Here is a 25139-nt window from a genome sequence, read left to right as displayed (position 1 = left end):
GTGTGACAATCCCGGGCAACAGGGAGAACTCGATGGCGTTGAGCGCGCGCGGTTGGCGGGCAGGCATCGTGCTGCTGGCACTGGCGTTGTATGCGGTGCCGTCGGCGTTGTGGGCCGCAGGGACATCGGCAGAGACACCGCGCATGCGCCGCCTCGGCGCCGCCGAAGGCATGCCCTCGCGCATGGTGCTTGCCCTGGCGCAGGACCGTCAGGGCTACATCTGGGCCGCCACCGATGATGGTCTGGCCCGCATCGACGGCGTTGGCCTGCGGGTCTGGCGCAATGAACCCGACGATCCCGGCTCGCTGCCGGGCAACGAGATCGAGACGCTGCTGGTCGACCCGCTGGATCGGGTCTGGGTGGGCAGCAACGGCGTTGGCCTGAGCATGCTCGGGCCTGGCCGCGAACGCTTCGAGCGGTTCCCAGACATCGACCAGCATTGCGAGGGGCAGTTCTGGTCGCTGGCGTATGCGGGCAAGGCCTTGTGGATCGGCACCAACCGCCATGGCATCTGCCGGCGGGAAGAGGACGGGACGCTGGTCCGCTACCAGGCCAACGCGGCCGATCCGGCAGCGCTTCCCGACGACACCATCTACAGCCTGCTGTCCGATCCTGCAGGCCATGTCTGGGTGGGTACCGGCAGCGGCGTGGCGCGCTGGGACGGCCGCGGCTTCACCCGGATCGCCCCGGCGGTGCTGGGCGGCAAAAGCGTGTTCCGGTTGACCCGCGACCCCGATGGCACGGTGTGGGCCGGTACCGAGGGCGGGCTGTTCCGGATCAGTCCCGACGGCGACGCGCGCCCGGCACCGTGGAAGGTGGGCGCCGATGTGCGTGCCGCCTCGGTCCTGCATGATCGCAATGGCGGCTACTGGCTGGGCACGGCCGACGGCCTGTATCGCGGCGATGATGCCCAGCTGCGCCTGCTGGCCGGCGATGGCGGCAGCGGATTCCTGACCGAACGCAGCGGCGTGCTGGACATGCTGCAGGACCACGAGGGGGGACTGTGGGTGGCCATGCTGACCCAGGGTCTGGCCTACCTCCCTCCGGACTGGAAGCGTTTCTCCACCTGGTACCAGCTCGATGGAAAACCCCTGGACAGTGCGTACCTGCTCGGGGCCGCTGCGGCAGGCAACGACTATTACGTCGCCGGGGCGCATGGGGTGTACCGGTTGGATGCGGGCGGAAGCCTGCACCAGATAGCCACTGAGAAGCAGATCGGCGTGGGAGCGGTCAGGTCGGTGTTGCCGCGCGCCGATGGTGCGCTCTGGCTCGGTCGGGCCGGAAGGCTGGGGCTGTTCCAGCCAAAGACCGGACAGCTGCGCGAGTGGAAGATCGGAGGCGGCGCTGATGTGCGCCAACGCATTGAGCTGATCCGCGAAGCGCCCAACGGTGATCTGTGGATGTCGATCACCAACTACGGCGTGCAGCGCCGCGACGCGCAGGGCAAGCTGCTCGACGACATCCGCATCGGTGACGGCCGCGGCCTGGTCGATGTGCCGGTGGAGCAGATGCTGTTCGATCCGCGCGGCGGGCTGTGGATCATGGGCGACATGGGCGAAACGGGCGAGATGGGGCTGCTGCGGTGGCAGAAGGACCGCTTTGAACGCGTGCCCGGCATTGCGCCCGGCAACCTCTTCGACATGGCCTGGGTCAGTGCCGATGAGGTCTGGACGGCGCGCAGTGGCGCACTGGAGCGCTACCGGTGGGACGGGCTCAGCATGACGCTGCGGGAACGGGTCGGGGCCGCGCAGGGAATGCCGCCGGTGTCGATGGGGGGTATCGCGCTTGGCCGTAACGGGCAGGTGTGGGCCACCACCACGCGTGGGCTGGTGTGCTGGCATTCCCGCGAACGTCGGCTGCGGCTGTACGGCGAGAAGGACGGGCTGCCGGATCGGGAATTCAGCGGACGCCCACCCGTGGCCGGTGCCGACGGCCGGGTGCTGGCCGTCACCGCGACCGGGTTGGTGGGTTTCGACCCGGATGCAGCAGACACGCCGCTGCCGCCTTCGCAGCTGGTCATCGACAACATCCAGGTACGCCGCGACGATGCCGAAGGCCAGCAGTCGCTGCCGGTCAACGCGCCGCTGGTGCTGGGCCCGGGCGATCGCGATCTGATCATCTCGGCGCGCCTGCTGTCCTATGCCAGCCCGATGGGCAACCGCTACCGCTACCGCGTGTCCGGCTATGACCAGAACTGGGTGATGCAGAACGCAGATGGCGAACGCCTGCTGTCGCGGTTGCCGCCAGGCCAGTACGCCATCGACGTGCAGGCCGCTCCCCCGCATGGGGAATGGACCCCGTCACGCACGATCACCGTGCAGGTACAGCCACCGTGGTGGCGCAGCAGCTGGGCCGTGCTGGGCTACGTGGTGCTGTGGCTGCTGCTGGTGGCCGCCGTGGCGGCGTTTGCCCGCGCCCGTCTGCGCCGCCGCCAGCAATGGCATCTGACCGTGCACAAGCAGCAGATCGCCGAACAGGCGTCGCAGGCCAAGAGCCGGTTCCTTGCCACGCTCGGCCATGAGGTGCGTACCCCCATGACCGGTGTGCTGGGCATGAGCGAACTGCTGCTGGCCACGCCACTGGACGAGCTGCAGCGCGGCTACGCCTCGTCCATCCAGCACGCCGGTACCCATCTGCTGCGGCTGGTCAATGACGCGCTGGATCTGGCCCGGATCGAAGCGGGGCGGCTGGAACTGGACATCCGGCCGTTTGACCTGATGTCGATGCTGGCCCAGGTCGAAACGCTCATGGAACCGATGGCACATCATCGCGGGCTGGCCTTCGAGCGCAGCTTCAACCTGCCCGGCCCGGTGCAGGTCAGTGGCGACGAGATGCGCGTGCGCCAGATCCTGATGAACCTGCTGGGCAATGCGATCAAGTTCACCGAACACGGCCATGTCGGTCTGGGCATCGAGCTGGTGCCGGGCGGGAGCGGTATCGAGCTGGAGGTCACCGACACCGGGCCAGGCATCAACCAGGACCAGCAGCAGCGCCTGTTCCACCGTTTCGAACAGGCGGACGGCCCGCGCACGGCGTCCCGCTATGGGGGCAGTGGCCTGGGCCTGGCGATCTGCCAGGAACTGGCCGTGGCGATGGGCGGACGCATCGCCATCGACTCCGCGCCTGGACAGGGTGCCCGCTTCACCGTGCACCTGCCGTTGCCGTGGACCGTGCGCCAGCGGCCCGCTGCGGATGCGCCGCTGCATGGCGCGCCGATTGCCCTGCCACCGTTGCGGATCCTGCTGGTGGAAGACGATGCCACCGTAGCCGACGTCATTGCCGGGCTTCTGCAGGCCCGCGGACACACGGTGGTGCATGCCCTGCACGGGTTGGCGGCGTTGTCGGAAGTGGCTGCCGGACGTTTCGACATCGGCCTGCTTGACCTGGACCTGCCCGCGCTGGATGGCATCGCCATCGCCGGGCAGCTGCGCGCCATGGGCTACGCGCTGCCGCTGATCGCGGTGACGGCGCGCTCGGATGCCTATGCCGAACAGCAGGTCCTCGCGGCCGGGTTCGATGGCTTCCTGCGCAAGCCGGTGACCGGCGACCTGCTGGTGGCCGCGATCGCGCAGGCGTGTGCCACCCGCCGCAGCCCGCCCGGGATGGTGACCTCTCCATAGGCTGCGTATCAGAAATCGGCAAATTCAATTCAAAAATTGATTCACTGCTTTGTGACGTTTTTACGGGAACGCGGATGCGCGCTGGCCGTGATCGCCCTACCGTGGCCGCAATGAGAACGATGATGGTGCGGTAGACGGTGACGCCTCCGCGAGAGGCCCTGCGCGGGCAGCCCGTAGCCTTGCTCCTGGCCCTGCTGCTGATGTGGCCGGCAGCAGGCCACGCGGGTGTCGTACATGTGCCATCGCCGCGCCTGCTCGGCATGGCCGACGGCCTGCACGACCCCAACGTTCGCGAAATCGCTGAAGACGCTTCCGGCTACCTGTGGCTGGCGGGCAGCGACGGCCTGATGCGCTTCGACGGCCAGCGGTACCGGCTGTGGCGCCTCGAGGATGGCTTGCCGGATGTCGACCTGCGCACGCTCCACGTGGATGCCCTCGACCGGCTCTGGGTGGGAACGGCCAGTGCGGGGCTGGTCATGATGGGCGCTGATCGTGGTGGGTTCCAGCGGCTGCCCGCATCGGCCCCGTCAGCGCTGCGCCAGGGGCTGCTGCGCCAGGTGCACAGCAGCGGCGACGGCCGGATCTGGGCCATTGGAAGCGACCATCGGCTCTATCGGCGGGCACCACGCGACCCGCAGTGGGCGTTGCAGCCGCTGCCGCAGGAGGGGGGCCCGGTCATGGCACTCGCGCGCGACAGCGCAGGTGCGTTGTGGGTGGCCCAGGCCGCATCGCTTTGGCGATGGGATGGCACACGGCTGGCCCGGATGGCGTTGCCGGCCGGATCCGCAGCGCCGATCCGTTCGCTCTGGGCCGATCCACGCGGGGGAATTGAAGTCACCTCGGCGCATGGCACCTGGGCAACGGATAGCGCAGCAGGTGCCTACATTCGGCCGCTCCGCGCACGCAGCGTGCTGCGCAGTGCGGACGGCGTGCTCTGGCAGCAACAGGGCGCGGCGCTGCTGCGGCAGGAAGCCGGCGCCAGCCTGCCGTGGACGCTGCAACCCGCGCCAGGCGCCGCGCCGGGGCCGGTGGTGATCCGCCAGGCGCTGGAAGACCGCAACGGTGACCTGTGGTGGGTAAGTGAGCAGCACGGCGTATGGTGGTTGTCGGCCCGCTGGCGGCAGTTCACGGCCTTGCCCGCCACCGCCGACAGCGGGTCGGGAAACGGCAGTCACTACGCACTGGGCCTGGCCGCATCGGGAACGCACCACGCGTGGGTTGCGGGCAGTCGCGGGCACCTGCAGCGCCTTGACCTGCGTACCGGACGCGGCCGTGACGTGCTCCGGTTCCCACATGCCGGCGTCAGCGCGCTCCCGGTGGGCGTGGCCGAAGATGCCCAGGGACGGGTCTGGGTCGCCAGTGCCGACCGGTTGCTGCGCCATGACCCGCAGCGGCGCAGCCAACGCGACTGGGGGCTCGGATTGGGCCCGGACCAAGGGCCCATCCACCTGCAGATATGCGCGAACGGCGATGTCTGGCTCGCGCACCCTGGAGCGATCCAACGGTGGTCGACGGACGGCAAGCGGCTGCACAGTGCGGCACCGCAGCAGGTGGGGCTTAGGCAGGACGTTCTGCTACGGCAGCTGTTGTGCACGCGTGATGGCGAGGTATGGGCCACCGATCCGCAAGGCGTGATGCGCTGGTCTGTTGCACGCGAGCGCTTCGAGCCGGTCCCGGGCGATGGCGACGGGCCCGTGTCGGCCATCGCCGAAGCCGACGATGGCACGCTGTGGGTCAGCCGCCTGGGCTCCCTGGAGCAGTACCGTCTGGCGCAGGGACGGTTGCATCGAGAACGTCGCGTTGGCGCCGCCGAGGGCTACCCGCAACTGCGTGCCAACGCGCTGGTGGTGGGCGCCGATGGCGTGGCGTGGGCCGGGGCCGCGCGCGGCGTGCTGCGGGTGGATCCGCACGCGGGTGAGGTGGGGGTGCTGGACACCGCACAGGGCCTTCCCGTGCAGGAGGTGCTTCCGCAGCGGCTGCTTCGGTTGGGCTCGGGCGCGTTGGTGGCAGGCGTGCGCGAAGGCGGACTGCTGGCGTTCGACCCGCGCGCGCTTCGCGCCCCGGCGACGGTGCCGGTCCTGGTGCTCGATGCAATGAGCCGTCGTCGGCATGGACGGGTGATCCAGGTGCCGATCGCCGCACCGCCGGTGATCCTGGGCACCGGGGACCGCCATGTGCGGGTCGCGGTGAACCTGCTCGGTCGTGGCGATCCTGATCGCATCCAGTACCACTTCCGCCTGCTGGGACACGACCCGGGATGGGTCGACACCGGCCCCGTGGCGCAGCGCCTTTTCACCCGCCTGCCGGCCGGTGAGCACTCCCTGCTGGTGAAGGCGCGGCACGCCGGGGGGCCGTGGTCGGCGGTGCGTCAGCTGCCGTTGCGCGTGGTGCCCCGGTGGTGGGAAACAACAACCGGTCGTGTCGCCTTGGCTGCCGCGATCTGCGCAGCGCTGATGGGGGGAGCGCGGCTGCACTACCGCCGGCAGCGGCGACGCACGCAGCGGCGCCAGGCGCGTGCGCACCGCCTGCGGGCGGAGCAGGATTCGATGCAGCGCACCCGCTTCCTGGCCGAACTGGGCCGCCAGGTGCGTGCGCCGTTGACGCCGGTACTCGGCTGGAGCGAGCTGCTGCTGCAGTCGCCGTTGTCGCGCGTGCAGCGCGAGCAGGTCGGCAGCCTGCAGCAGGCGGGGCACCACCTGCTGCAGTTGATGGACGATGCGCTGGACCTGGCCGGTATCGAATCAGGCCGCCTGCGGCTGCACCCAGCGCCCTTCGTGCTGGTGGAGGTCATGCGTGAGCTGCATGCGCTGCTGCTGCCGGTGGCGCGGCGCAAGGCATTGCTGCTGCATTGGACCAGCACGTTGCCGGCGGGCGCCTGCTTCCACGGCGACGTGCAGCGCCTGCGCCAGATTCTGCTGAACCTGCTGGGCAACGCCCTCAAGTTCACCGCGCATGGGCAGGTCAGCCTGAGCGCACGCACCGGGCCGGAGGATCGCGGGCTGGTGCTGTGTGTGTCCGACACCGGCCCGGGGATGAGCCCGGCGCAGGTGCGGGGGCTGTTCCAGCGCTTCAGCCAGGTCGAAACGGCAGACACCGCCGCCCACCTTGGCGGCAGCGGGCTGGGACTGGCCATCAGCCGGGACCTGGCACATGCCATGGGCGGGCGCCTGGACGTCGACAGCCAGCGCGGGCGTGGCACCCAGTTCGAGTTGACACTGCCGTGGCCGGCGCTTGCACCCGCCGCGGCGCCCGCCGCGCCGCGCCGCACCGCGTGCGCTGCCGTGCCATCGCGCGCCTTGCGTGTGATGGTGCTGCTGCCGGCGACCGAACCGGACGCTGTCGAGGTGGTGTGTGCGCTGCTGCGTTCCCAGGGCCACCGGGTGGTGGCGGTCGAGAATGCAGACGCGTGGGTACGCGACGTCGATCCCGGGCCCTGGGATCTCATCGCGGCTGATCCGGACATGCTGGTGGCGGGCGGGCGGCTGAGTGCACGCCTGCCCTGGTTGTGGCCGGGGGTGCGGCGCGTGGCGCTCACGCCACGCGCCGATGCCTGCGCCGAGCGCGATGCACGCGCGGGCGGGTTCGATGGTTTCCTGCGCCTGCCGGTGACCGGGGCGCGGTTGGCTGCCGCCGTGGCGGGCGCATGATCGGCCCCTTGCAGGGCCTGCTGCTGGCGCTGCTGCTGCTTGCGTCATCGGTACGCGCGGCGCCCCCCATGGCGCTGCGCTTCACCACCGCCGACGGGTTGCCGTCCAACGCGGTGCACCAGGTGGTGGAAGACCGCGACGGCTACCTGTGGTTCGCCACCGATGATGGCCTGGCCCGCTTCGATGGCCAGCGCTTCCGGATCTGGCGGATGGAGCAGGGGCTGGCCGACAACCAGTTGCTGTCGATGGCGGCGGATGCGCAGGACCGGTTGTGGATCGGGACGGGGCAGGGCCACCTCATGCGCATGTCGGCCGACCGCAGCCACATCGAGCGCTTCGACAGCGCGCGTTTTCCGGCCCTGGCAGGCGTGGCGATCGGTGTCGTGCTGCCAACGCCGGAGGGCGTGGTGTGGTTCGGTACGCGCGACGCGGGTCTATTCCGGCTGGACACGGGCCACCGGCTGCGTCAATTCCTGCCCACCCTGAACGCGGACGGCCTGCCGGACCGTCGCGTCGACCACCTGGCGTTGGCGGCGGACGGCACGCTCTGGGTGGGAACACCGCGCGGCCTGGCCCGCTGGAGGAACGGTCGCTTCCTGCCGCCGCCCACGATGCTGGCCACTGCGCCGGTCAGCGCGCTGCTGGTGGATGCCGGGCAGCGGCTGTGGGTAGCCGGCGCGGCAGGCCCGTGGCGCGCCTCGGACGAGGGTCGGCTGGAACCGGTGGATGCACCGGCGGGAACGCGCGCGCTGGGCGCGTCGCGCAGCGGCGGACCGTGGCTGGGCGAGGACGCCCGGGTGTGGAAGAGCGGAGGCGGTCAGCTGCCCGGGGTGGGCATCGCACCGTTGGGCAGCGCCGATGTGCCCCGGTTCCGCACGGCCCTGGAAGATCGCCACGGCAGCCTCTGGTTGCTGGGGCGACATATGGGGGTGTGGCGGCTGCCCCCGCACTGGCAGCACTTCATGTCGCTTGATGCGGCGCCGCAGGAAATGCCGGCGGTCAGCGGGGTGCAGCTGGATCCTGACGCGGCGCCGCTGGCGTTGGCCTGCGCTGATGGCAGCCGCTGGCGTCTGGACGGCAAGGGGATCCAGCTGCAGCCGCCTGGTGGCATCGGCACCCGGCAGTGGCGCTGGGGTGCGGCCGACCAGGCGCCTCCGCCCGGTCCGTTGGCCCTGCATTGCGATACAGGCAACGGCATCTGGTGGGGAGGTCGTCATGGCCTGACGCGGTGGGCGGACGGCCGCTTCCATCCCGTTGTCGGTGTCGACGGCGAGGTCAGCGCGCTGCACCTGGCCGAGGACGGCGCCTTGTGGGTGGCCAGTGCGGGTACGGTGCGGCGCTATCTCATCCAGGACGGCGTGGCCCGGCCCGGCGTGCAGATTGATGCACGCCAGGGACTGCCGTCGCTGCGGTTGGCGTCGCTGGCCAGCGACGCACAGGGCGCGTTGTGGGCCAGCAGCGCGCGTGGCCTGCTGCGTCTTCGCCCCCGCGAGGGCCAGGTGCGGCTGTACACGCGAAGCGAAGGGGTACCCGATGCCGTGTTCAATGCACAGCTGCAGGCCGATGGATCGACCATGCTGGCCGTGGATGCACACGGCCGCAGGGTGCGGTTCGACCCGGTGGGCCTGGCCGCGTGCAGGGGGGAGCCGGCGCTGGTGGTGGAGCGTGTGCAACTGCACCGCGGTGGCCTGCTGCAGGTGCTGTCTTCCAAGGCGGTGCTCCACCTGCAGCCGGACGATCGGGATATCCAGGTCAGCGTCCGCTTGCTCGGCGCTGGGATGCACGCGCGCCAGCAGTACCGGTTCCGGCTGTGCGGCCTGGACCGGGAATGGATCCGGGTGGGCCGCAGCGGGACCCGCGGCTTCCCGCGACTGCCACCCGGCGAGCACCGACTGGAGTTCCAGGCACGTTTGCCCGACGGCAGCTGGTCGTCAACCCGGTCATTGCTGCTGCAGGTGGAGCGCAGCGGCTGGCACCACCCGGCGCTGGTGGGCGCCCGGATATCGGCGGGCGCGCTGCTGCTCGGCGGCGGGGCATGGGCGGCGGTACGCCGTGTCGCGCGCGGGCGGCGGGCGCAGGTCTCCGCACAGGGCCTGTCGCTGGCGCTGCGCTCGGCGCAGGCCAAATCGCACTACCTGGCCAACCTCGGCCATGAGGTGCGCACACCGCTCACGGGTATCCTGGGCATGGCCGAACTGTTGCTGTCATCGCCCCTGCATGCGGCCCAGCGGCAGCCGTTGGAACGGATCCTGCGGAGCGGACACGCGCTGCTGGAGCGGGTCAACCACGCATTGGACGAGGCCCGCCTGGAGGCCGGAAGTACCCCCCTGCAGGCGGCCGACTTCGAGGTGGGCGCCGTCCACCGGCAGTGGTTGGCGCGCCAGCTGCTGCCATCCTGCCGGCGTGGCACCGCGCTGGCCTTGTGCCTGCAGGTGGCGGGCGACGCACGCGCGCACGGCGATGCGCTGCGACTGGGGCAACTGCTCGATGCGGTCACGCGCGTGCTGGGGCGGCACACCGGCGCGGGGCACGTGGTGCTGGAGGTCGCCTGGCGACCCGGGCGCGAGGGGCTGCTGTGGCGGTTCACCGCCGGCGGGCGCGCTGCGTTCCCGCCGGGCCGCGGCGCCGGGAGCGCCGCGCCGACGCCGTCGCTCGCGTCCCTGCGCCTGGCGTTGGCCACTGCCGAACGCCTGGCCGGCGCTCTCGGCGGCACCCTGCGCGTGCATGCGACGGCCGGCAGGCAATGGCACGTGCAGGTGGGGATACCCATGCCGGCGGTGTCGCCGCTGCACCGTGGCCGGGTGCTGCTGGTGGACGAGGACGCCGCCGCTGCCCTTGCAGTCAGTGCACTGCTGACCGCGCAGGGCTGGGAGCCGGTGCATGCGGCGCACGCGCTGGCAGGGTTGACCGAACTGGCGGCGTGCCGGTTCGACCTGGTGCTGGTGGACCTGGACCTGTCCGGCATCGATGGGTTGACCCTGATCGGCCTTCTGCCCGGGCGGAACGTGTCCGCTCCGGTGCTGGCGATGAGCCGGCAACCCTCCGCCGGCTTGGCCGGGCGGGTGCGGGCTGCCGGTGGCGCGGGGCTCCTGCCCAAGCCGGTCACGGCCGCGTCGCTGCGCCGGGCACTGCAGCAGGCGGGCGTGGCCTGATGGTTCGTTCCCATCCGGCGAACCGTTTACCATCCACCCCGTGACTTGGGCTTTCTGCGACAAGTCCGGCCCCATCTGCACGTCATCGGTTGATCCCGACCCGCTCCAGGAGATTGCTTGGTGTTGCCTACGCGTTGGCTGCTCCTGTTCGGGATGCTGTACATGTGGCCGTGGCTGGTGGCAGCGCAGCCGGTTCCGCCAACGCCGCGCCAGCTGACCGTGTTCGATGGTCTGCCGTCCAATACCGTCAACCGCATGGCCGAAGACGGGTACGGCTACCTGTGGTTGGCCACCAACGATGGCCTGGCCCGGTTCGACGGCCGCAATTACCGGGTCTGGCGCGCCGAGGATGGTCTTCGCGACAACATGGTGTGGAGCGTGCACGTGGATGCGCGCAACCAGTTGTGGATCGGTACCGAGAATGCCGGGCTGGCGATGATGTCGGCCGACCGCCGCGAACTTCGCTTCTTCGACCGTGCCAGCAACCCGGTGATCGGCAGCAATACGATCTGGAGCCTGGCCTCCACCGGTGACGGGGCGCTGTGGTTCGGCACCTACGAAGGCGGCCTGCACCGGCTCGACCGCAATGGCGTGATCACCCGCTTCATGCCGGAACCCGGCAACCGGCGCAGCCTGCCGGCCGCGTCGGTCACGCATATGGCTACCACCCGTGACGGCAGCCTGTGGGTCGGTACCAAGGCGGGACTGGCGCGCTGGACCGGGCGCGACTTCGAGCGGGTGCCCGCGTCGAAGCTGCCCACGCCCCTGGTCAACGGGCTGACCGCCGAGCTGGATGGCAGCCTGTGGATCAGTACCAATGCCGGTACGGTGGTTCGCCGGGCAGACGGCAGCTTCGCCCCGGCGCCCTGGAAGGTGGATGCCGGCGACCAGGTACTGGGCATGATGCTGCGCGACGAGCAGGGCGGCTATTGGCTCGACACCCGGTCGGGTCTCGGGCGTGCCTACCAGGGCCGCTTCCAGCAGGTGCCCCTGTACAGCGCGGTGGCCCGTGGCCAGGTGCGGCCCAACTGGACCGGCGCGTACGAAGACCGCGAAGGCGGAATCTGGCTGGCCAGTACCAACAGTGGCCTGTGGCATCTGCTGCCGCGCTGGTGGCAGTTCTCGGTGCTGTCGCGGCTGGAGGATGACCCGGCCTCGCTTCGCAACGGCTACGTGCTGGGCATGGCCGCATCGGCCAATGGCGGTGTGTGGGCCGTGGGCACCCATGGCGCACTGGACCGCTTCGATCCGGTCACTGGCAAGGTGGACCAGCACCGGACCTGGGTGGATGGTCCCCAGTGGCTGTTGTCGGTGCTGGAAGACCCGCGTGGCCATGTCTGGATCGGATCGCACGAAGCGCTCCTGCGCTACGACCCGGGTACCGGCTCCCTGCAACGCTGGAGCAGCGATGCCGGTGCCGATGCCGCCATGGAAGGCGACGTGGATGCGCTGGCGCTCTGCGACGGTGGCGGGGTCTGGAGCGCTGCGTCCGGCGGGCTGCAGCAGCGCGCCCTGGACGGCGGCGTGCGGCAGCGGATCGCGGCCGGCACGGGCGGGTTTGCGCCCGGACAGCTGGTCCTGGATCTCATGTGCGGTCCGCAGGACCACCTCTGGGTGGCCACCAACCAGGGCCTGCTGCAGTGGGTGCCGGCGCGTGCGCGTTTCGAGGCGGTGCCCGGCGCGGCAGCTGTCGCCAGTCATGCCCTGGCGTCGGCCGACGACGGCTCCATGTGGGTATCGGAAGAAGGCCGCCTGATCCGCTACCGCTGGAACGGGAAGCGGCTCGAGCGCGAGGCCCAGGTCGGGCCGGAAGAAGGCTTCCCGCAGCTGTCGGCGACGGGATTGGTGGTGGACGCCCAGGACATCGTGTGGGCCGCCAGCTCGCGTGGCCTGATCCGCGTCGATCCCAACCAGGGCAGCGTGCGCCAGTACGGCGTGCGCGATGGGCTGCCCAGCCAGGAGTTCCGCCGCGGCACGCTGGTGCGCACGGCCAGCAACCACATCGTCGGCGGCACGCCGGCCGGGGTGGTGCTGTTCGATCCGGACCAGGTGCGCCCGGCGACCCGGCGCGCACCGCTGGTGATTGAACGTGTCGAGGTGCGCCGTGGCGAGCGGGTGCTGGACCTGACCCACCTGGCGCCGCTGGAAATCGCCGACGCCGACCGCGACCTTCGCATCGTGGCGCGGCTGCTGTCCTTCGCCGACTCATCGTCCAACAGCTATCGCTATCGCCTGGCCGGCTACGATCCGGATTGGGTGGAAGTGGGGCCGGGCGGCGAACGTGTGTTCTCGCGACTGCCGCCCGGGCGCTATCGACTGGAGGTGCAGGCGCGCTCGGCCGACCTGGTCTGGTCGCGGGTGCAGGTACTGGAGTTCCGCGTGATGCCGCCCTGGTGGCGCAGCGTATCGGGGCTGCTGGTGATGGCCTCGATCGCCTTGCTGCTCATGAGCCTGTTCGCCTGGTTGTACCGGCGCCGCGTGCAACGCCGCCACGCTTACCAGCTGGCCCTGCACAAGCAGGAACTGGCCGAACAGGCATCGGCCGCCAAGACGCGCTTCCTGGCCAACCTGGGACATGAAGTGCGCACGCCGATGACCGGTGTGCTGGGCATGAGCGAGCTGCTGCTGGGCTCGCCGTTGAACCCGCAGCAGCGCAGCTACACCGAATCGATCCGGCATGCCGGCGAGCACCTGCTGCACCTGGTGAACGACGCGCTGGACCTGGCGCGGATCGAATCGGGGCGGCTGCAGTTGCAGGCGCAGCCGTTCGCGCTGCAGGGTGTCATTGATGATGCATGCACCCTGATGGCTGCGCTGGCCGAGCAGAAGGGGCTGCGCTTCGTCGTCGACAACGAACTGGCCGCTGGCCTGTGCAGCGTGGGTGATGCGGTGCGGGTCCGGCAGATCCTGCTCAACCTGCTGGGCAACGCGGTGAAGTTCACCAGCAACGGCGAAGTGCGGTTGAAGGTGCGCGCGCTGGCGCCGTCGCGCGGGCTTTACTTCGAAGTTTCCGACACCGGGCCCGGCATCAGCAGCGACCAGCAGCAGCGTCTGTTCCGGCGCTTCGAGCAGGCCGATGGTGCGCGCACCGCTGCGCAATACGGTGGCAGCGGCCTGGGCCTGGCGATCTGCCGCGAGCTGGCGCTGGCCATGCAGGGCCAGATCGGGGTGGAAAGCCAGCTGGGCGTGGGCACGCGCTTCAGCGTGACCCTGCCGCTGCCGCTGCAGAAGGCCGACGCCACGGTCGGGAGTGCCGGCGTTGCCGAGGGGCACCCCCTGCCGCCACTGCGCCTGCTGCTGGTCGAGGACGACGACACCGTGGCCAGCGTGATCATCGGCCTGCTGAGCGCGCGCGGGCACGAGGTGGTGCACGCCGCGCACGCGTTGGCAGCGCTGCGCGAAGTGAGCGACGCGTCCTTCGACGTGGTGCTGCTGGATCTTGACCTGCCCGGCCTGGGCGGCATGGAACTGGCCGGGCACCTGCGCAACCAGGGTTATGCGATGCCGTTGCTGGCGGTGACGGCGCGGACCGACCCGGGCATCGAACAGCGGGTGCGCGAGGCGGGCTTCCAGGGCTTCCTGCGCAAGCCGGTGACCGGTGACCTGCTGGAGCAGGCGATCGCGCGGGTGGTGGTGGAGGGGCGTGGGTAACAGCAATGGCCGGTGTTGCCGGCCACAAAATGTCATCGGACCAACGGTCCGCTGCGACCGGGGTCGCCTATTCGGCGACCTCTTCCACATCCCGGGGAGAGGGGCGGGCGTCGGGCAGCTGCCAGAAGATGACGGTGGAGGTGAGCGTGATCGCGCCCACGCACACGAACGTGGCGTGCAGTGCAGCGGTGGCGCCATGCAGGGTGTCCAGGTGCTCGAACGCGGCCAGCAGGCTGCCCGCGGCCGCGGCGCCGAAGCCGGTGGCCAGCATCATCACCATCGACAGCAGGCTGTTGCCCGAGCTGGCGAAATCACGGTCCAGGTCACGCAGGGTCACGGTGTTCATCACGGTGAACTGCAGCGAATTGACCGCGCCGAACACCGCCAGCTGCACCACGCGCAGCCACATCGGCTGGCCGGGCACCATGAAGATGAAACTGGCCATGGCCAACCCGACCAGCACGGTGTTGACCATCAACACCCGGCGATAGCCGAAACGTTCCACCAGTTTGACCGCGTAGCGCTTGGACAGCATGCCGGCGGCCGCTACGGGAATCATCAACAGCCCGGCGTTCATCGGGCTCATGCCCATGCCCACCTGCAGCAGCAGGGGGATCAGCAACGGCATGGCGCTGCTGCCGATCCGCGAGAACAGGTTGCCGAGGATGCCGATGCGGTAACTGGGCACGTGGAACAACGCCAGCGAAAACAGCGGCGCGGTGGAGTTGGCCGCGTGCAGCCAGTAGCCCACCAGCGCAGCCAGCCCGGCCACGGTCATCAACATCACCAGCGCGTGCGGGGTGGCCATGCCGGAGATGCCATCCAGCGCCAGTGACAGCACCACCATGCCGAACGCCAGCATCAGGTAGCCAGCGATATCGAAGCGGGTACGGTGCTCGGCGTAGTGGTCGGGCATGATCTTCAGCGCGGCCGCGTAGCCGATCACGCCGATGGGCAGGTTGATCAGGAACACCCAGTGCCAGGACGCCACTTCCACCAGCCAGCCGCCCAAAGTGGGGCCGATCAGGGGCCCCACCAACGCAGGGATGGCGATGAAACTCATGGCGCGCAGGAACTGTTCGCGGGATACCGAGCGCATCACCGCCAGGCGCCCGACCGGCAGCAGCATCGCGCCGCCCACGCCCTGCAGCACGCGGGCGGCAACCAGCTGGTGCAGGGTTTGCGCCAACGCGCAGGCGAGCGAACCGAGCGTGAACAGGATGATCGCCGTCAGGAACGTGCGGCGGGTACCGAAGCGGTCGGCGATCCAGCCGGAGGCGGGAATGAAGGTCGCCACCGCCAGCGCGTAACTGAACACCACCGACTGCATCTGCAGCGGGCTTTCACCCAGGCTGCGGGCCATGGCGGGCAGGGCGGTGTTGACGATGGTCGAATCCAGCATCTGCATGAAGATCGCCAGCGACACCAGCCACAACAGGGGCCGGAACGAGGCGTAGCTGGGGGTCGTCATCGTGTGCACCTTCATCAACGAGGTGCACATGATCGCACGGGGGGTGTGTATGCCGGGCCGTCAGCGCGCGCTCAACCGGTGCACCGCCTCGACAAGTACCTGCACGTGTTCGGGATTCATGTCCGGCGACATGCCATGGCCGAGGTTGAACACGTGGCCCTCGCGCGAGCCGCCGTTGCCGCGCGCGTAGCTGTCCAGCACCTGCCCGGCGGCACGTTCGATCGCCTCCGGGTTGCCGTACAACGTGGCCGGATCCAGATTGCCCTGCAGCGCCACGCGGCCGCCGGTGCGCGCTGCCGCGTCGGCCAGGTCCAGGGTCCAGTCCACGCCCAGCGCATCGGCGCCGGTGTCGGCCAGGTCGGCCAGGTGCAGGCCGGTACCCTTGCCGAACAGGATCAACGGGGTGCGCTGGTCGCCGTCGCCGCGCTCCAGTTCACGCGCGATGCGGGTCAGGTAGCGCAGTGAGAACTCGCGGTACATGGACGGGCTGAGCACGCCGCCCCAGGTATCGAACACCTGCAGCACCTGCGCGCCGGCCGCGCGCTGGGCAGCCAGGTACGCAACCACCGCATCGGTCACCACCGACAGCAGCTGGTGCAGTGCGGCCGGCTCGTTCAGGGCCATGGCCTTGATGCGTGCGAAATCCTTGCTGCCGCCGCCTTCGACCATGTAGCAGGCCAGCGTCCACGGGCTGCCGGAGAAACCGATCAGCGGCACGCGGCCGTCCAGCTCACGGCGGATCACGCGCACCGCATCCATCACGTAGCGCAGCTCGGTTTCCATGTCCGGCACCGCCAGCCTGGCGATGGCGGCAGTATCGCGGACCGGGTGGCGGAACTTCGGGCCCTCGCCTTCGACGAAGTACAGCTCCAGGCCCATCGCATCGGGAATGGTCAGGATGTCCGAGAACAGGATCGCCGCGTCCAGGTCGAACCGGCGCAGCGGCTGCAGGGTGACTTCGCACGCGATTTCCGGGTTCTTGGCCATGGCCAGGAAGCTGCCAGCCTTGGCGCGGGTGGCGCGGTATTCGGGCAGGTAGCGGCCAGCCTGGCGCATCAGCCAGACGGGGGTGCAATCCACCGGTTCGCGGCGCAGGGCGCGCAGCAGGCGATCGTGGCGGGAGGGGCTGGTCACGGGTTGCTTCCTTGGAATCGGGTGGCGCAGGGCCAGGGGGAGGCGGGCCGCTCAGCGCGGCGGCACACCGCTGGTATAGGTGATCTGGTAACCGCGCTTGAGCTCGGTGTCGCGCGCCTTTTCAAACGCGGCTTCTGCCTGGGCCTGTTCCGCGAAGTACTGGCGGTGCAGCTTGGCGTGCCTGCCGACCTGGCCCGACTCGCGCAGCAGCTCCCAGCCGCCGAACAGGTCCGGTTGCAGGATGAGCTGGAGGTAGCCGGTCGGATCGGTGCCGTTGACAGGTTGCTGCAGGAAGATGCGCATGGCCGCGATTGTAGCCGCGAACCGGCAACGCGGCCGTCACCGGCCCGCGGGGCGGGCGCGACAGACGGTCGCGGCTCAGCCGGTGGCCAGCACGCGCAGCACGTCGGCCTCGTCCACGTCGGCCACTACCTCGGCGCGGCCGATGCCCCGCCACAGCACCAGGCGCAGGCGCCCGGCCACGTTCTTCTTGTCCAGCCGCATGCGCGCCAGCAGTGCCTCGGGCGCCAGGCCGGCCGGAATGGCAACCGGCAGCTCGTAGCGCAGCAGCAGCTCGCGCAGGCGGGTGGTGTCGTCCTCGTGGCTCATGCCCAGCTGGGCCGACAGCCGCGCAGCCAGCACCATGCCCACCGCCACCGCTTCGCCATGGTTGAGGTTGTCGTTGCCTGGCGCGCCGTAGCCCTGCTCGGTCTCGATCGCATGGCCAAAGGTGTGGCCCAGGTTCAGCAGCGCGCGCTCGCCGCGCTCGAGCGGATCGCGCGCGACGATCTCTGCCTTGTGTTCGCAGCTGCGCGCGATGGCCTGGGCCAGCGCCGCATCGTCGCCGGCCAGCAGCGCGGCGTGTTCGGCCTGCAGCCACTGGAAGAACAGCGGGTCGCGGATCGCGCCGTACTTGATCACCTCGGCCAGGCCGGCGCGCAGTTCACGCGACGGCAGGGTACGCAGCGCGGCGGTATCGGCGATCACCGCGCGCGGCGGGTGGAAGGCGCCCACCAGGTTCTTGCCTTCGGGAATGTCCACCGCGGTCTTGCCGCCGACCGACGAGTCGACCATCGCCAGCAGCGAGGTCGGCAGCTGCACGCAGTCCACCCCCCGCATCCAGCAGGCCGCGGCAAACCCGGCCAGGTCGCCGGCCACGCCGCCGCCCAGGGCCATCACGCACGCATCGCGGGTGGCGCCCAGCGATGCCAGCGCGGTGATCGCCGCGCCGAAGTTGGCCAGCGTCTTGGAGGCTTCGCCAGCCGGCAGCACCAGTTCGCCGATCAGCAGTCCGTGGCGTGCATCCAGCAGCGCCTGCTTGACCCCGGCCAGATACAGCGGGGCGACGGACGAATCGCTGAGCAGCAGCACGTGGCGGCCGCGCACGTGGCGCGCCAGCAGTTCGCCCTGGCCAAGCAGGCCCGGGCCGATATGGATGGTGTAGGGGGTGTCGCCGCCAACGGCGACGGTGCGGGGGGACGCGGTCATGCGGAAGGTTCCAGTCGCTGCCATTGCGAGGCCAGGCGCAGCACCAGCTGCGCGGTTGCCTCGCTGGGCGTGTACAGATCGGTATCGAGGGTGAGGTCGGCCAGGCCCTGGTACAGCGGGTCGCGCAGGCTCGCCATCTCGTGCAGCACCTGCTCGCGGTCGGGCCGCTGCAGCAGGGGCCGGGCGCGGTCGCGCGCCAGCCGCTCCAGCTGCGCCGGCACGCTCACCCGCAGGTAGACCACGAAGCCGCGCCGTGCGATCGCCTCGCGGTTGCCGGCATCGAGCACGGCGCCACCGCCGGTGGAGATCAGCTGTCCCTTCCCGGCCAGCAGCTGCTGCAGCACCTGGCGCTCGTGCTGGCGGAAGCCGGCTTCGCCCGAGTGCTCGAAGATGGTCGGAATACTGGCCCCGGCCGCGTCGACGATGGCCTGGTCGGCATCGACGAAGTCCAGCGTGAAGCGCTCGGCCAAGCGGCGGCCGATGCAGGTCTTGCCGGCGCCCATCGGGCCAATCAGGATCAGGTTCGGAGCGGGATTCATTACCCGGAATGCTAACACCTCCGTGTCGCCGCCTTTACGTCCGGGACCCCATGGTGGGCGGTGCGGAATGTCCCGCGCGCAGCCGGAGTACGCCCATGTCAGTGGCCAAAATCATCGAGATCAATGCCTCCTCGCCCACCAGCGTCGAAGACGCAGTCCGCAGCGGCCTCAAGAAAGTGTCCGAAACGGTCAAGGGCATCCAAGGGGCGTGGATCAACGAGACCAAGGTGGTCACTGACGGCCAAGGCAACATCACCGAGTGGCGGGTCAACCTGCGCGTGACCTTCCTGGTCAGCTGACGATCCGGCGCTGTTCATCCAGCACCACCACGCGGTCGGCCAGCGCCGGCAGCGTGCGCAGTGCCTGCCGGCTGATCCGCTCGTAGTACTGCACGAACCGCTCCAGCTGGGCGCGGCTCATGCTGCTGCGCTCGGGCTGGGCGGCCTGCAGGTTCTGCTCCTGCTGCCAGCGCCAGCGCGGCACTACCGCGAAATCCGGCGGCTGCAGGAACCACAGCCGGTCACAGCACTGCCACAGCGCCGGATACTGTCCGGCAAGGGCCTGGTTGCACCAGCGGCGCCAGCGGCCATCGGCGTCGGCCTCACGTTCGAGCGCATTGAGCGCGGTGTCCAGTTCGCTGTCGGCCTGCGCCGGCGTGCCCAGGAACCAGCCTTCGAACACCAGCAGGTCCAGTGGTTCGTGACACTGCGGCCATTGCGCTTCCGGCACGCGTTCGTCGGCAAGCTTGTCAAAGCGCGGCAGCGCCACCGGCTGTCGCGCGGTGATCGCCTCCAGCGTGGCATGGGCAAGCGGCAGGTCATGCGTGCCGGGTGGTCCACGGGTCAGCAGCAGCGGGTGTACCTGGCGGGCCAGGCGTTGGCGTTGGGCACGGGTGAGGTAGAAGTCATCGATGGACACTGCCGCCGCGCGCAGCCCGCGTTGCTGGGCCAGGCCCACCACCTGGGCGGCCAGCGTCGATTTGCCGCTGCCCTGCAGGCCGCTGATCGCCAATACTGGCACCGTGGCCGTCACGGCCAACGCATCATCCAGCGCCTGCGCGACCAGTGCATCGGGGAAACCCTTGTTCCGGGGAATGTACGCAGCAACGGACATGCGGTGACAATAAACCCAAACCGAGCCGCAAAGAAGCCGACCATGACCGATCTCTACGCTGAAGCCCTGTCCACCTTCGCCGCGTTGTACGACGAAGCCAAAGGCAGCGCTGAAATCGAACCCAACGCAATGACCGTGGCCACCGCCACCGCCACGGGCGTCCCCTCGGCGCGAACGGTACTGCTGAAAGCCTTCGATGACCGCGGTTTCGTGTTCTACACGCATCTGGACAGCCACAAGGGCCGCGAGCTGCAGGCCAACCCGCACGCCGCGCTGCTGTTCCTGTGGCGCAGCCTGCGCGAGGCCGGCATCCAGGTGCGCATCGAAGGCACCGTGGAACAGGTCAGCAACGAAGAAGCCGACGCGTACTTTGCCTCGCGTCCGCGCCTGAGCCAGATCGGCGCGTGGGCGTCGCTGCAGTCACGCACGCTGGCCTCGCGCGAGGAATTCGATACGCGCGTGGCCACTGCCGAAGCCAGCTTCGCCGGCCGCGATGTTCCGCGGCCGGACGGCTGGAGCGGGCTGCGGGTGGTGCCGCGCCGGATCGAGTTCTGGTACGGCGCGCAGTTCCGCCTGCACGAGCGCTGGTGCTACGAGATCGATGCCAACGGGCAGTGGTGCAAGCGCCTGCTGTACCCGTAAGCGGCGCTCAACCGACCACCGGCAGGGTCAATGCGCCGATCAGCGACGACATCGCCTTCTGCCGGGTGGTGATGGCCCCGACCGCTTCGAACAGCGCATACAGCTGGGCGCGCCGGGTTTCGGCATCGGCTGCCTGCGTGAACGCGTCCAGCGTGCTGGTATCGGGATTTTCGCGGCGCGTGGTGGCACCACCGATAGTGGTGGTGGGCTCGCGCTGCAGCCAGTAGCGCGCTTCCAGCGAAGGTACGGAACCGGGGTCGGTGAGCGCTTCGGCCAGCCGGTCCAGGTCGGCACCATGCGAATCCAGCAGCGCGGCCCACGTCTCAGCACGGGGCTGCGTGGCCGAACACAGGGACAGGTAGCGCATCAGCGGGCTGGTCAGCGTGCCTTCGCCCAGCCGGTCGTACCGGGTGAATTGGGTTGCGCGGTTGTGCTCCACCCGGATCGTCGGTGCCAGCCCCGGCAGCACCGGCACGGGTACCGTCACGCCCAGCGACTGTGCGGTGCCGGTGGCCAGACGCACCGCATGCAGGTGGTTGCCGCGCGCGGACGGCGAGAAGTCTGGATCGGTCTGGAAGGAAGGCCGGAAGAAGCGCACCAGCAGCTGGCTGGTGCCGCTGACCCCAAGGTCGGCCGACAGCGGGGCGACCAATGCTTCTGCTTCGTGCAGGGGTAGCGCCCCCCACTCCGGCAACTGCCGCTCCACCTCGGACAGGATGGTGCCCAACGCGGGCGCGAGATGGGCAGCAACGGTCAGCTCCAGATAGTCACCATTGCGCAGCGGATCCGGATCCTGGCGCACATGGCGTGCCACGCCGATCTCTCCGGTGGCGGTCAGCAACGGCAGCGATGCAGAGAGCGACAAGCTGCCGCGGGTGGTGGCGATGCGCTGGATCTGCTCGCGGAACGCATGCGTCGCCCGGTACACCCACGCGCGGTCGTGCGGCAGCGTGGTGTCATGGATGCGCCGCGCTTCAGACTGCACGCTGCGCTGCAGGCGGGCCCAACCTGCATGTTCTGCCGCTGCCCGGGTGTCCGGTGCCGGCACCGCCTGCAGCCAGGCGAGCGTGTCGAGCAGGGCGATCATCACCGGTTCGGGCGCTGCGGTGCTGCTGCCCCAGTCGCGTGCCAGCGAGGCCAGCGGCGCGCGTGCCTGGGCCGGCGCACGCAACGACAGGTCGGTCAGCGCCTGCAGGTGATCGAACGCGGCGCCGACATGTGCCACGGCCTTCTGTCGTTTCTCAATGGTGTCCGGGTCCCGCGGCGACGCCATGACCTGCTGGACGATCTGGAGCGCGTGCGAACGGGGCTGGTTGCCCACCAGATGCGCCACGCGCGCTTCCAGAACGGAGCGGATGCCGGGATCCTTGCTGGCAGGCAGGCCGTCTTCGCCGAGTTCGGTCAGCCGGGTCGGCAGCGCCGCCCGCAGTACCGTGCGGTTGGCCGCAGCGGTGGCGCCGAGCTGGCCCAGCCCATAGCCGGCAGTGGCGTCCAGCGCGCCGCCATGGGTGGTCATGCCTGCGGTGATCAACAGGCCGCGCTTGCCGAATGCCAGAGGCTGCGCCACGGCCTGTTTGCCGAGCAGGACTGGCAGCGTCGACTGCAAGGCCATCGCGCGGCTGGTGCGCTCGTCGTAGCGGTCGCGACGTGGCTCGGTCACGCGCTTGAACGCGCGCTGCAGGACGTTGCCGCCCAACCGGTGGGCGACCGATGCATGCGCCAGGCGCAGCACGCGGGTGCGCATCGACATGGAGATGTCCGCATCGCCTTCGGTCGAGTAGCCGCTCAGTCTGCCTTCCACGCCTACCCCGGGACCGACGGTGGCCTGGACACTGGCTTCAGCACTTACCGTCGCGCTGCGGATGGTGGCGACCGTCAGGTCGTCGAAGGTGGCCACGCTGGATTCCTGGCGTGCACCGGCCGCCGCGCCGGCATGCACGCCGCTGGGCAACCCGAAGCGCACGCCCAGCATGCCGCCGGTGCCGGCGCTGCGCTGCGAACCCGGCAGCGCGTTGATGCGTTCTCGCTCGGTGTGGCGTGCGATCTGCTCGTGCAGCATCGCCTCGGCGCGTGCTGCGCGGGTCAGGTCGTACAGCGCCGCCCGCAGTGCCTTCTGCCGTTCGGGGACATGGCGGCCGTTGGGCAGGCGCTTGATCGCACGCAGCAGCGCGCTGCTCTGCTTGCGGGCCAACGGCTCGCGTGGGTCCAGGTCCAGCGCGTCCAGTGCGTTGGCAACATCCGCAGGCGCTTCGGCGCGGCACTGCGCCAGCAGGGCATGGATCTGGCCGCTGAGCACCACCAGTGCATCCTCGGTGGGGCCGGGGGCGCTGGGTGCATCGTCCCGCTCGGGGTCGGTGTTGGACGCTGACGCGGGCATCCGCGATACGCGGGCGGGTGCGGGCTGCGGCCGGTTCGCGTGGTTGCTGATACCGGTCAGCGGGATGGCCCGGGTCGGGCCCGCCGCGGCATCGCGCGGCCTGCGCAGGGCCAGCGCGGTGGTGCGGGCGACGAGGGTGGAAAGGGGCCTGGCGTGAGTGGCTGGGAACATGCAGTGTCCTTGGTGGTGGGCGGATCCTCGCTCTGGAACCTAGCCGTGCGGCGGGCCGTTGGACATTGCAGTATTCGCAGACAGTTCACCCGGGGTTTCCGTTGATGAACCTCCTGCGCGGCCATCGAACTTTCTTCCTCTTGACGTCATCGATGGCGTGTATCGGTCCGCGTGCGGCGGAATCGGGCGGCAAGGCCTGGTATGGCGGGAAATCCGGGCATCAAACCGCCCGATGCGCCCGGCGCGCTGATGTCGCGGCAGGACGCATGCGATCCACCGCCATGTCCCGCGCTGTCAGTTCCTGCCCATGCAGCAGACGAAATGATGAACATGTCGCACAACCGGATATCCGCATTTGGCTTTAGGAGTTTCCCTAATGCGTTGTCGGTTGAAGCCTGCTCTGCGTATCAGGGATGTCGTTGCAGGCGCGGGATGCGCAAAACGCGGTCACCGGCGCTCGTCAAACGGGGTGCCGCAGCCAACGCCACAGCGTCGTGCGCGATACGCCCAGCTGTGCGGCCAGCTGCTCCCGGTTGCCCTGATGTTCGATCAGCCACTGGTGCAGGGTTGCTGGCGAGGGGCGTGCGGGCGCAGGCCCGGCATGCAACGTGGCGCTGTCGGGCACGACAGTGCCGCCCGTGGCCGGCAGCAGTTCGGGCAGCCACGACTGCAGCTGTGCCAGGCCCAATGCCCCCTGGTCGATCCGCCAATGGATGCGCAGGCGGTCAACCAGGTTGCGCAGTTCGCGCACGTTGCCCGGCCAGGCATACCCGCACAGGCGCTCGGTGGCGGCCGCATCCAGCGGCGACGGGCGCTGGCCCAACTGCTGGAAGAAGTGCTCCAGCAGCATCGGCACGTCCTGCGGGCGCTCGCGCAGGGTAGGCAGTGCGATCCGCAGCGCGGCCAGGCGGTAGTAGAGGTCGCGCCGGAAGCGCTGCGCCTCTACCAGCGATTCCAGCGTCTGCAGGGTGGCCGCCACTACGCGCACATCCACCGGGGTGGGTTCGGTCGCACCGACCCTCAGCACTTCGCGCTCTTCCAGGACCCGCAACAGACGCGTCTGCAGCGGCAACGGCAGCTCGCCGATTTCGTCCAGGAACAACGTGCCGCCATCGGCAGCTTCTACCAGGCCGACCCGTCCACCACGCCGCGCGCCAGTGAAGGCGCCTTCGGTGTAGCCGAACAGTTCCGCTTCCAGCAGCGATTCACTGATTGCCCCGCAGTTGAGCGCCACGAAGCGGCCGCTGCGGCCACTGGCGGCGTGCAGCTGCCGGGCGACCAGTTCCTTTCCGGTGCCGGTGGCGCCGGTAACCAGCACGGTGCTGTCGTGCGGGGCATACAAGGCAATGCGCTCGCGCACCTGCTGCATCGAAGGGCTTTCGCCGAGCAGGCGCTGCTCGGTGGGGCGCGAGCGGGCAGGGGCACGCCGGCGCGGTGCGGCCACGCCGGAGCGGGCCAGGGTCTGGGTCAGTTCCAGCGCGTGTTCGAAGGCCTGGCGCACCGAATCGGCCGAGTACAGCAGCACGCCGGGCAGGCCCACGCGTTCGGCGTGGTCGATGGCCATGCCGGTGCCGACGATCACCTCGATGCCGTTGGCACGCATGTCGGCGATGCAGTCGCGCGCATCTTCGCGGGTGACGAAGCGGCGGTGTTCGATATCCAGCCCGAAGCTGTGCTGGAAGCTGCCGAAACTGGGCACGTCGGTGGCGTGGGTGACCAGCCCGATCCTGGGGGCGATCCGCCGCGCCCGCGCCAGTGCTTCCATCAGGTCGAAGCCGTTGGCCTGGATCGGTACCAGTGGTACCTCCAGGCGGCTGCGCAGGTAGGCGGCGTTGGAGCCGCCTGCAATGACCACATCGCAATGCTCGCGGCGCAGGCGCTGGCCGATCACGTCCACCGCCTCTTCAAAGCCGAGGTTGATGGGGACGATCCGCGCGCGGCGGTCGAACTCCGGGATGACGTCGCCGAGCAGGCCGGTCAGGCGCGACACGCTCACCGTCCAGATCACCGGCAGGGCGCCGGGATCCAGATCGGGCAGGCGGGGGCGGGGCAGGCGGATGGACATCGTCGGGTACCGTGTTTCAGTTCCATCCATGTTACATCCGTTTCAATGTTTCAAAGTGAAACAAGCCGG

General features: G+C 69.8%; 14 protein-coding genes. 6 read left to right on the top strand and 8 right to left on the bottom strand.

Features of this window, described 5'->3' with window-relative positions; genetic code table 11:
- The first annotated feature begins 32 nt into the window (after nt 1-32).
- The 4 genes from AC06E7_RS01870 (at nt 33) to AC06E7_RS01855 (ending at nt 14070) form a co-directional block, all read left to right on the top strand.
- On the top strand, nt 33-3620 hold the full coding sequence (locus tag AC06E7_RS01870; protein ID WP_478062717.1) for a hybrid sensor histidine kinase/response regulator: 3588 nt from the start codon (nt 33-35) through the stop codon (nt 3618-3620).
- 179 nt (nt 3621-3799) lie between these two features.
- On the top strand, nt 3800-7267 hold the full coding sequence (locus AC06E7_RS01865) for a hybrid sensor histidine kinase/response regulator (RefSeq protein ID WP_478062715.1): 3468 nt from the start codon (nt 3800-3802) through the stop codon (nt 7265-7267).
- Entirely contained in the window at nt 7264-10419 is a 3156-nt protein-coding gene (locus AC06E7_RS01860) for a hybrid sensor histidine kinase/response regulator (RefSeq protein WP_478062713.1), read from the top strand. Before AC06E7_RS01865 ends, AC06E7_RS01860 begins: the two co-directional genes overlap by 4 nt.
- Nucleotides 10420-10572: 153 nt before the next feature.
- The gene (locus tag AC06E7_RS01855) at nt 10573-14070 is read left to right on the top strand and encodes a hybrid sensor histidine kinase/response regulator (RefSeq protein ID WP_478063610.1); all 3498 of its coding nucleotides are present in this window, start codon (nt 10573-10575) and stop codon (nt 14068-14070) included.
- Between the two features lie 67 nt (nt 14071-14137).
- Here the strand turns inward: AC06E7_RS01855 and mdtD are convergent, their stop codons facing one another.
- From mdtD to AC06E7_RS01830, 5 genes are all read right to left on the bottom strand, one after another.
- Complete coding sequence (gene mdtD / locus AC06E7_RS01850; RefSeq protein WP_478062712.1) at nt 14138-15541, bottom strand: multidrug transporter subunit MdtD; 1404 nt, start codon at nt 15539-15541, stop codon at nt 14138-14140.
- A 60-nt stretch (nt 15542-15601) separates the two neighbouring features.
- Nucleotides 15602-16675 carry a uroporphyrinogen decarboxylase gene (hemE, locus tag AC06E7_RS01845; RefSeq protein ID WP_093532843.1) on the bottom strand — a complete coding sequence of 358 codons (1074 nt, stop codon included), beginning with the start codon at nt 16673-16675 and terminating at the stop codon, nt 15602-15604.
- Between the two features lie 51 nt (nt 16676-16726).
- Complete coding sequence (locus AC06E7_RS01840; RefSeq protein WP_478062711.1) at nt 16727-16978, bottom strand: WGR domain-containing protein; 252 nt, start codon at nt 16976-16978, stop codon at nt 16727-16729.
- A 75-nt stretch (nt 16979-17053) separates the two neighbouring features.
- Complete coding sequence (aroB, locus tag AC06E7_RS01835; protein WP_478062709.1) at nt 17054-18163, bottom strand: 3-dehydroquinate synthase; 1110 nt, start codon at nt 18161-18163, stop codon at nt 17054-17056.
- Nucleotides 18160-18702, bottom strand: a complete 543-nt coding sequence (locus AC06E7_RS01830) for a shikimate kinase (protein WP_307106557.1) — start codon at nt 18700-18702, stop codon at nt 18160-18162. Before AC06E7_RS01830 ends, aroB begins: the two co-directional genes overlap by 4 nt.
- Before the next feature lie 95 nt (nt 18703-18797).
- Between AC06E7_RS01830 and AC06E7_RS01825 the strand changes: the two genes are divergently transcribed.
- Nucleotides 18798-19001 carry a dodecin family protein gene (locus tag AC06E7_RS01825; RefSeq protein ID WP_068853673.1) on the top strand — a complete coding sequence of 68 codons (204 nt, stop codon included), beginning with the start codon at nt 18798-18800 and terminating at the stop codon, nt 18999-19001.
- Here AC06E7_RS01825 and AC06E7_RS01820 read toward each other — a convergent pair.
- The gene (locus tag AC06E7_RS01820; protein ID WP_478062706.1) at nt 18994-19815 is read right to left on the bottom strand and encodes a kinase; all 822 of its coding nucleotides are present in this window, start codon (nt 19813-19815) and stop codon (nt 18994-18996) included. The genes AC06E7_RS01825 and AC06E7_RS01820 overlap by 8 nt on opposite strands.
- A 3-nt stretch (nt 19816-19818) precedes the next feature.
- On the opposite strand from AC06E7_RS01820, the gene pdxH reads away from it, so the two are divergent.
- Complete coding sequence (gene pdxH / locus AC06E7_RS01815; protein WP_419403234.1) at nt 19819-20457, top strand: pyridoxamine 5'-phosphate oxidase; 639 nt, start codon at nt 19819-19821, stop codon at nt 20455-20457.
- Between the two features lie 7 nt (nt 20458-20464).
- Here pdxH and AC06E7_RS01810 read toward each other — a convergent pair whose 3' ends face one another.
- Together AC06E7_RS01810 and prpR are read right to left on the bottom strand one after the other, a co-directional pair.
- Entirely contained in the window at nt 20465-23005 is a 2541-nt protein-coding gene (locus AC06E7_RS01810; protein ID WP_478062704.1) for a hypothetical protein, read from the bottom strand.
- Between the two features lie 460 nt (nt 23006-23465).
- Nucleotides 23466-25070 (bottom strand): propionate catabolism operon regulatory protein PrpR, encoded by a 1605-nt coding sequence (prpR, locus tag AC06E7_RS01805; protein ID WP_478062702.1) that lies wholly within the window; start codon nt 25068-25070, stop codon nt 23466-23468.
- Between the last annotated feature and the right edge of the window lie 69 nt (nt 25071-25139).

This window comes from Stenotrophomonas sp. Steno-Z4 (genome assembly GCF_056393145.1).
The sequence above is the reverse complement of the archived record's forward strand: the minus strand, read 5'-3'. Positions and strand labels throughout refer to the sequence as shown.